The sequence below is a fragment of the Kitasatospora sp. NPDC004799 genome (genome assembly GCF_040609095.1).
In the GTDB taxonomy this organism is placed as follows: Bacteria; Actinomycetota; Actinomycetes; order Streptomycetales; family Streptomycetaceae; genus Kitasatospora.
In genome coordinates this window covers 1-6,403 of record NZ_JBEXJK010000453.1, presented here as the reverse complement: position 1 = coordinate 6,403, position 6,403 = coordinate 1, and the positions used below count along the sequence as shown (strand labels likewise).

Sequence of the window (6,403 nt, the reverse complement as noted above, 5' to 3'; positions counted from 1 at the left end):
CCGCGCGCTTCCGACACGCCGCCGTACGGCACCCCCGGGCCCGGGCCGCTCCTCACCCCGGCGCGGCCCGGCCCACCGGCCGGTGCGGGACCACCCCGTGCCCGCCGCCGGCCACAGCACTGCCGACAAGCCCACCACACCAAGGGAATCGACGATGTTCGCACTCTCTCCGTCGCAGGAGATCGTCTGGCTGCACGAACAGATGCTGCCGGGTAGCCGCGCCTACAACTTCACCGCCGTCCTCGACCTGTGGGGCACCCTCGACCGGGACGCGCTGCACGCCGGCCTGTCCGCCGTGCTGGCCCACCACCCCGGTCTGCGGCTGGAGTTGGTGCCCAGTTCGGAGGGCCTGCCCGGCCAGCGGGTCGCCGAGGGCTGCGAACCGGAGCTGCGCCACAGCGACTTCGCCGCCGAGCAGGACCCGGAGGCCGCCTTCCGCCGGCTGCTCGCCGCCGAGGCCGAGGAGCCGCTGGACACCGGCCGGGCGCCGGTGCTGCGCTGGCACCTGGTCCGGCTCGGCGAGGACCACCACCGGCTGATCCACGTCGAGCACCACCTCGTCCACGACGGCCACTCCTTCGCGATCCTGCTGCGCGACCTGTTCACCGTCTACCGCGCCACCGTCCTCGGCGAGCCGTACCAGCTGCCCGTCGCCCCCTCGTACGAGGAGCACGCCCGCGCCGCCGCCGACCTCCCCCGGGACCGCGGACTCGACTACTGGACCAAGGAGCTGGCGGACGCGCCGCGCGAGGTCACGCTGCCCGGGCTGGCCCGGCCGGGCGCCGAACGGCGCCACCGCGGCGGCCAGTTGCGCCAGTCGATCGGCGCCGACCTGGCCGAGCGGCTGCGCGAGCGCAGCAAGGCGGACGGCCACACCCCGTTCAGCACCCTGCTCGCGCTGCTCGCCGAACTGCTGCGCCGGCACAGCGGCCACCGCGAGATGGTGATCGGCACCGCCGTCGGCAACCGCCCGGAGGGCTTCGAGGGCACCGTCGGCATGTTCGTCAACACCGTCCCGCTGCGCCTGCGGCTCGACCCGACGGCCCCCGGCACCGAGGCCGTGGACGAGGTGACCGACGTCCTGCTGCGCGCGCTGCCCTACCAGGACCTGCCGGTCCAGGAGCTGACCCGCCGGCTCGGACTGCACACCACCGGCGCCGACAACCCGCTGTTCAACGTGATGTTCAGCGCCCACGACGCGGCGCTGCCGGACGTCCAGGCGCCCGGGCTGGAGGTCTCGCTGTACGAGGGCTTCAACACCGGCACCACCCGCTTCGACCTCGACCTGGTGCTGCTGCCCGACGACCGCCGGGTGGTCGGCGAGAAGCACGGCGCCGCCGGGATGACCCTGGTCTGGGACTACGACGCCGACCTGTTCCGCGAGTCCGAGGCGGTGCTGCTGTCCGAGCGGCTGCTGGAGCTGCTGCGCTGCTACCTGGACCGCCCGCAGGAGCCGATCGCCGCACTCGCCCCCGCGCCCGAGGCCCCGCAGGCCACCCCGGTCACCCCGGCGGCGCTCGACCCGGCCGCCGCCCACGACCCCACCTCGCTCGCCCTGCTGGCCGGCACCGAGCGGATCAGCTACGGCGAACTCGACCGCCGGGTCACCGAGTTGGTCGAGCGGCTGCGCGCCGCCGGGGTCGCCCCCGGCCAGCCGGTGGCCACCGTGCTGCCGCGCGGCGCGGACAGCGTGGTCGCCCTGCTCGCCTGCCTGCGGCACGGCGCCGTGTACGCGCCGCTGTCCACCGAGGACCCGGCCGCCCGGCTCGGGCTGCTGCTGGAGCGGCTGAGCCCGGCGCTCGTCCTGGCCACCCGGCAGAGCGCGCTGGCGCTGCCCGCCGAGGGCGTCACCCCGGCGCTGCTGGACGGCCCCGCCTTCCCGAAGGCCGAGCCCGCCGCGGTGCTGGACGGCGCCGCCTACGTGATCCACACCTCCGGCTCCACCGGTGTGCCCAAGCCCGTCCTGGTCGGCCGCGAGGCCCTCGCCGGGTACGTCGCCGCGATCGCCGCACGGTACGGGCTCAGCTCCGCCGACCGGGTGCTGCTGTTCGCCCGGCCCTCCTTCGACGTCGCCCTGGAGGAGGTGCTGCCCGCCCTCGCGGCCGGCGCCGCCCTCGTCGTGCCGCAGCGCGAAGTGCCCACCGGTCCGGAGCTGGTGGCCGTGCTGGCCGCCCGCGGCGTCACCGTCGCCAACCTGCCGACCAGCTACCTGCTCGCCGTCCGCGAGGACCTGCGCGAGGCGCTGCGGGACGGCCGCTGGGCGCCCCGGCTGCTGGTGCTCGGCGGCGAGCGGCTGCCCGCCCGGGCGCTGGCCGGCCTGACCGAGGCGACCACGGTGCTGAACGCCTACGGCGTCACCGAGGCCACCGTCACCTCCACCGTGTACGAGGTCACCGCCGAGGACGTCGCCGAGGACGGCGAGATCCCGCTCGGCGCCGAACTCGACGGCGTGCGGATCCACGTCCTGGACGACACCCTGCAGCCGCTCGCCCCCGGCTGCGTCGGCGAACTCGCCGTCGGCGGAGCCCTGTTGGCCGAGGGCTACCTCGGCCTGCCGGAGCCGACCGCGGCCCGCTTCACCACCGTCCCCGCGCTCGGCGACGCCCGCGTCTACCGCACCGGCGACCGCGGCTACCGCGACCTGGACGGGCGGCTGCGCTTCCTCGGCCGCGCCGACAACCAGGTCAAGCTGCGCGGCCACCGGATCGAGCTGGAGGAGATCGAGGCCGCCGCCTCCGCCGAACTCGGCGGCCGCTCCTGCGCGGTGCTGCTGCACACCGACCCGCAGCACGGCCCCCGGCTGGTCGGCTTCCTGGAGGGCGCCGACCGTCCCGACCAGGCCGCCCTGCACGAGGCGCTCGCCCGCCGGCTGCCCGGCGGACTCGTCCCGGCGACCTGGACGGCCGTCGCCGCGATGCCGACCCTGCCCGGCGGCAAGCCCGACCGCGCCGCCCTGGCCCGGCTGGCGGCCGAGGCCCCGGAGGCGGAGGAGAGCGCGCCGAGCGAGTTCACCGACCCCGGCCAGCGGCTGATCGCCGCCGCCTGGCGCGAGGTGCTCGGCCACGACCGCTTCACCGCGGACTCGCACTTCTTCGAGGTCGGCGGGCACTCGCTGCTCGCCGCCCAGCTCGCCGCCCACCTGGAGCCCCACCTCGGCAGCCGCCCGCCGCTGCGCACCCTGTTCCGTCACGCCGTGCTGGCCGACCAGGCCAAGGCCCTCACCGCAGGAGAGAGCAAGTGAACGAGCGAAGCGAGCGAACCATCAAGAGGCGCGCAGGGGCGAATGCCCCTGCCGAGCGCAGCGAGGTGGGCGCATGAGCGCCCCCTCCGCCGTCCTGGAGGACGGCCACCGCGAACTCGTCGAGGCCTTCGAGAGCTTCGTGCGCCGCGAACTCGTCCCGCTGGCCGCCGAGTTGCCCGAGACCGCCGACCAGGTGCCGTACGACCTGCGGGCCTACGTCCGCAAGCGCTCCGCCGCCCTCGGCTTCTACGCGGGCGACTACCCCGAGGAACTCGGCGGCGCCGACATGCCGTTCACCGCCGTCGTCCTGCTGCACCACGCCGCCGGGCGCAGCGGCTGCGTGCTCGCCCCGTACGCGCTGGCCGGCTCCGACGGGCCCAGCCCGCTGCTGCGGCACGGTACCCCCGAGCAGGTCGAGCGCCACCTCGTCCCGCTGGTGCGCGGCGAGCAGACCCGCTGCCTCGCCCTCACCGAGCCGCACGCCGGCTCCGACGCGTTCCACCTCACCACCACCGCCGTGCGCACCGGCGACGGCTGGGTGCTGAACGGCCGCAAGACCTTCGTCAGCAACGCCGAGCACGCCGGGATCGCCCTGGTCGTCGCCGCCACCGACCTCGGCGACGGGGCCGGTCCGACGGCCGGCGCCACCGCCTTCGTGCTGCCGATGGACCAGCCCGGGCTGCGGATCGGCCAGCGCTACGAGGGCATGTCCGGCGAGCCGTTGTTCGAACTGCTGCTGGACGGGGTCACCGTCGGCCCGGAGGCCGTGATCGGCGGCGAGGAGGGCGTCGGCGCGGCCACCGCCCTCGCCATCGACAGCCTCTCGCGCGGCCGCCTGGTGGTCGCCGCGATGTGCAACGGCATCGCCGAGCACGCGCTGCGGATCGGCGTCGAGTACGCCAAGGACCGGCGGGCGTTCGGCCGGGTGATCGGCGAGTACCAGCACGTCCAGGAGCACCTGGTCGCCACCCGGGCCGAGGTCGAGGCCTCCAAGCTGCTCACCCTCGCCTGCGCCCGGCTGGTCGACGAGGGCACCGAGTCGCCCGAGAACGCGGCGCTCGCCAAGCTCACCGCCTCCGAGACCGCCGTGCGCGCGGTGGACCGCTCGCTCCAGGTGCACGGGGCCACCGGCTGGGTGCGCGGGCACCCGCTGGAGTTCCTGTACCGCTACGTCCGGATGACCACGATCATCGAGGGGACCTCGGAGGTCCAGAAGGTGATCATCGCCCGTTCCATGGGCCTGAACTGACGGTACGTCACCTTCCTGGAGATGATGATGGAAAACCTTGGCACGCAGGCCCCGGACGCCGGGGCCCCGAGCATCGCGTACGGCCGTCCGCACCGGGACGGCGCGGTGCTCGACCTGTTCACCGGCTGGGCGCACCGCACCCCCGACGCCCCCGCCCTGATCGACGGCGAGCGGGTGTACGGCTACGCCGAACTCGACCGCCTCGCCGACACCGTGGCCGAAGCCCTGCGCGGCAGAGTCGGCCCGGGCGACCTGCTCGGCGTCTGCCTCGGCCACTCGGTCGCGCTGGTCGCCGTCACCCTGGCCGCCGCCAAGCTCGGCGCCGTCCACCTGCCGCTCGGCCCGCGCCCCGGCGAGCAGCGGCTGCGCGCCGTCGCCGAACAGCTGCGCCCGGCCTGCCTGGTCGGCGAGCCGGACCTGCTGCCGCCCGGCGGCGAGCGGCTGCCGCTGGACCTGCCCACCGCCGGCGTGGTCGCCGCCCTGACCCCCGGCGAGCAGGTGCGCGTCCCGGTCGGCACCCACTACGCGGTGCTCACCTCCGGCTCCACCGGCACCCCGAAGGCCGTCGCCGTCACCGAGCCCGCGCTCGGCGCGCTGCTGCAGTGGTACCGCGGGGCGACCGGGCTCGGCCCCGGCGAGCGGCACAGCCTGCTGATCGGCGTCGCCTTCGACCCGCACGTGCAGGAGCTGTGGGCCGCCCTCACCTCCGGCGCCGCCCTGGTCGTCGCCCCCGAGGCGGTCCGCTGGGACACCGGCGCGCTCACCGACTGGTGGCGCGAGGCCGGCGTCACCGTGTCCATCCTGCCCACCCCGCTGGCCGAGCCCGTCCTCGGCCGGCCCTGGCCCGCCGGCCTGGTGCTGCGCCACCTGGTGATCGGCGGCGACCGGCTGCGCCGGGCCCCCGGGCCCGACGTCACCGCGACCGTCCACAACGCCTACGGCCCCGCCGAGGCCACCGTCACCACCACCACGCACACCATGGCCCCCGGCGGCGACCACGGCGCCGGCGCCCCGCCGATCGGCCTGCCGATCGACGGCGCCGTCCAGGTGGTCACCGACGAGGACGGCCACCCGGTGCCGCGGGGCCCGGCCGGCGAGCTGCGGATCGGCGGCCGCGGCCTGGCCGCCGGGTACCTCGACCCGGAGCTGACCGCCCGCCGCTTCGTCGACGCGCCCGCCGGGGTGGTCGGCACCGACCGGGTCTACCGCACCGGCGACCGGGTGGTGATGCGGCCGGACGGCGTGCTGGAATTCCACGGGCGCCTCGACGACCAGGTCAAGGTCAGCGGCGTGCGGATCGAGCCCGCCGAGGTCGAGGCCGCCTTCGAACGCGACCCGAAGGTGCGCCGGGCGGTGGTCGCCGCCGAGCAGGCGCCGACCGGCGGCGCCCGGCTGCTCGCCTTCGTCCAGGCCGAGGACGGCGCCGACCCCGCGGCGCTGCTCGACGGCGTCCGCCCCTGGCTGCCCGAGCAGGCCGTGCCCTCCACCGTCCGGCTGGTGGAGCGCTTCCCGCTGGACGCCAACGGCAAGGTGGACCGCCGGGCCCTGCTGGCCGAGGCGGCGGCGGGCCGGGGTGAGGACGCCCTGGACGACGACGTCCTGAGCGACGGCGGCACCCCGGTCGAGCGCACCGTGCTGAAGCTCTGCCGCGAGCTGATCGGCCGCGCCGACCTCGGCCCGGAGGACAACTTCCTGGCCGCGGGCGGCAATTCGCTCGCCGCGGCGAGACTGCTGGAGGCCCTGGAGAACGAGTACGGCGTACGGCTGCGCGCCCCCCTGGTGCTGCGCCAGCCCGATCTGCGGGCCGTCGCCCGGCTGATCGAGGAGCGGGTGGCCGCGGCGCGCGTCTGACGGACGCGCCCGCCCACGACCGCCCGACCCCGCCCGAACCTCCTCAGCGCGGCGCCCAGAAC

At 76.2% G+C, this 6,403-nt stretch carries 3 protein-coding genes; all 3 read left to right on the top strand.

Translation table 11 applies throughout. The features are described from left to right. Nucleotides 1-154: 154 nt before the first annotated feature. The 3 genes from ABZW03_RS35215 to ABZW03_RS35205 all read left to right on the top strand — a co-directional run bounded on the left by ABZW03_RS35215 (nt 155) and on the right by ABZW03_RS35205 (nt 6,341). Entirely contained in the window at nt 155-3,241 is a 3,087-nt protein-coding gene (locus ABZW03_RS35215; protein WP_355267783.1) for an amino acid adenylation domain-containing protein, read from the top strand. A gap of 73 nt (nt 3,242-3,314) precedes the next feature. Then, nucleotides 3,315-4,490 carry an acyl-CoA dehydrogenase family protein gene (locus ABZW03_RS35210; protein ID WP_355267780.1) on the top strand — a complete coding sequence of 392 codons (1,176 nt, stop codon included), beginning with the start codon at nt 3,315-3,317 and terminating at the stop codon, nt 4,488-4,490. Between the two features lie 21 nt (nt 4,491-4,511). Continuing rightward, nucleotides 4,512-6,341, top strand: coding sequence for an AMP-binding protein (locus ABZW03_RS35205; protein ID WP_355267777.1), 1,830 nt, complete (start codon nt 4,512-4,514; stop codon nt 6,339-6,341). Nucleotides 6,342-6,403 lie beyond the last annotated feature (62 nt).

What these genes read in the sequence shown, in the direction of transcription:
- ABZW03_RS35215 (WP_355267783.1), top strand. Translation starts at nt 155, where the DNA reads ATGTTCGCACTCTCTCCGTCGCAGGAGATCGTCTGGCTGCACGAACAG.
- ABZW03_RS35205 (WP_355267777.1), top strand. Translation starts at nt 4,512, where the DNA reads ATGATGATGGAAAACCTTGGCACGCAGGCCCCGGACGCCGGGGCCCCG.
- ABZW03_RS35210 (WP_355267780.1), top strand. Translation starts at nt 3,315, where the DNA reads ATGAGCGCCCCCTCCGCCGTCCTGGAGGACGGCCACCGCGAACTCGTC.